At 66.7% G+C, this 2140-nt stretch carries 1 protein-coding gene; it reads right to left on the minus strand.

Annotated elements, in window-relative coordinates:
- Positions 1-2123 (minus strand): ATP-dependent Clp protease ATP-binding subunit (locus BAW75_RS07625; protein WP_104113066.1); only part of this gene is annotated, 2123 nt, incomplete at its 3' end.
- Positions 2124-2140 lie beyond the last annotated feature (17 nt).

Below are 2140 nucleotides of genomic sequence, written 5' to 3' on the forward strand. Positions count from 1 at the left end.
AGGAACTCGGGCCGGAAGTGCTGCTTGAGTTCGTCGTTGACCTTCTGCTTCATCCGGTCGTAGTTCGACTCGGAATCCTCCGACGCCTGGAAGCCCAGCGACACCGCCTTGGCGACGTCGCGCGTACCGAGGTTGGTGGTCAGGATGATGACCGTGTTCTTGAAGTCCACGATCCGGCCCTGACCGTCGGTGAGACGCCCGTCCTCCAGGATCTGCAGGAGCGTGTTGAACACGTCCGGGTGGGCCTTCTCGATCTCGTCGAAGAGGACCACCGAGAACGGCCGGCGACGCACCTTCTCGGTCAGCTGCCCACCCTCGTCGTAGCCGACATACCCGGGCGGGGCACCGACGAGCCGGGACACCGTGTACCGGTCGTGGAACTCCGACATGTCCAGCTGGATCAGCGCGTCCTCGGACCCGAACAGGAACTCCGCCAGGGCCTTGGACAGCTCGGTCTTACCGACACCGGACGGGCCGGCGAAGATGAACGACCCGGACGGCCGCTTCGGGTCCTTCAACCCGGCCCGGGTACGGCGGATCGCCTTCGAGACGGCCTTGACCGCGTCCTCCTGGCCGATGACGCGCTTGTGCAGCTCGTCCTCCATGCGCAGCAGCCGGGAGGTCTCCTCCTCGGTCAGCTTGTACACCGGGATACCGGTCCAGTTGCCGAGCACCTCGGCGATCTGCTCGTCGTCGACCTCACTGACGACGTCCAGGTCACCGGCCTTCCACTCCTTCTCCCGCTGCGCCTTCTGCCCGAGCAGCTGCTTCTCGGTGTCACGCAGCTGCGCGGCCCGCTCGAAGTCCTGCGCGTCGATCGCGGACTCCTTGTCCCGACGCACCTGCGCGATCCGCTCGTCGAAGTCCCGCAGGTCCGGCGGCGCGGTCATCCGGCGGATCCGCATCCGAGCGCCCGCCTCGTCGATCAGGTCGATCGCCTTGTCCGGCAGGAACCGGTCGGAGATGTACCGGTCGGCCAGCGTCGCGGCGGCGACCAGCGCGGCGTCGGTGATGGACACGCGGTGGTGCGCCTCGTAGCGGTCCCGCAGGCCCTTCAAAATCTCGATGGTGTGGGCCAGCGACGGCTCACCCACCTGGATCGGCTGGAAACGACGCTCCAACGCGGCGTCCTTCTCCAAATGCTTGCGGTACTCATCCAGCGTGGTGGCGCCGATGGTCTGCAACTCACCCCGAGCCAGCATCGGCTTCAAAATGCTCGCCGCGTCGATCGCGCCCTCCGCCGCGCCCGCACCGACGAGCGTGTGGATCTCGTCGATGAACAGGATGATGTCACCGCGGGTGCGGATCTCCTTGAGCACCTTCTTCAGACGCTCCTCGAAATCACCCCGATACCGGGAACCGGCCACCAGGGCACCGAGGTCGAGCGTGTAGAGCTGCTTGTCCTTCAGCGTCTCCGGCACCTCACCCTTGATGATCTTCTGCGACAGCCCTTCGACGACGGCGGTCTTGCCGACGCCGGGCTCACCGATCAGCACCGGGTTGTTCTTCGTACGGCGGGACAGCACCTGCATGACCCGCTCGATCTCCTTCTCCCGCCCGATGACCGGGTCGAGCTTGCCCTCCCGGGCGGCCTGGGTCAGGTTCCGGCCGAACTGGTCCAGCACCAGGCTGGTCGACGGCGCGGCCTCACCCGGCGCCGCACCCGCGGCGGCCGGCTCCTTGCCCTGGTAGCCGGAGAGCAGCTGGATGACCTGCTGACGGACCCGGTTCAGGTCCGCGCCCAGCTTCACCAGGACCTGCGCGGCGACGCCCTCACCCTCGCGGATCAGACCCAGCAGGATGTGCTCGGTGCCGATGTAGTTGTGGCCCAGCTGCAACGCCTCACGCAGCGACAGCTCCAGCACCTTCTTCGCCCGCGGCGTGAACGGAATATGCCCGCTCGGCGCCTGCTGACCCTGGCCGATGATCTCCTCGACCTGCTGACGCACACCCTCCAGGGAGATGCCGAGGCTCTCCAGAGCCTTCGCCGCGACACCCTCACCCTCATGGATCAGGCCCAACAGGATGTGCTCCGTACCGATGTAGTTGTGGTTGAGCATCCGGGCCTCTTCCTGGGCCAGGACGACAACCCGTCGCGCTCGGTCGGTGAACCGCTCGAACATGCCCTCGTGCTCCTCAC

The sequence above is a fragment of the Micromonospora chalcea genome (genome assembly GCF_002926165.1).
GTDB classification, from domain to species: domain Bacteria; phylum Actinomycetota; class Actinomycetes; order Mycobacteriales; family Micromonosporaceae; genus Micromonospora; species Micromonospora chalcea.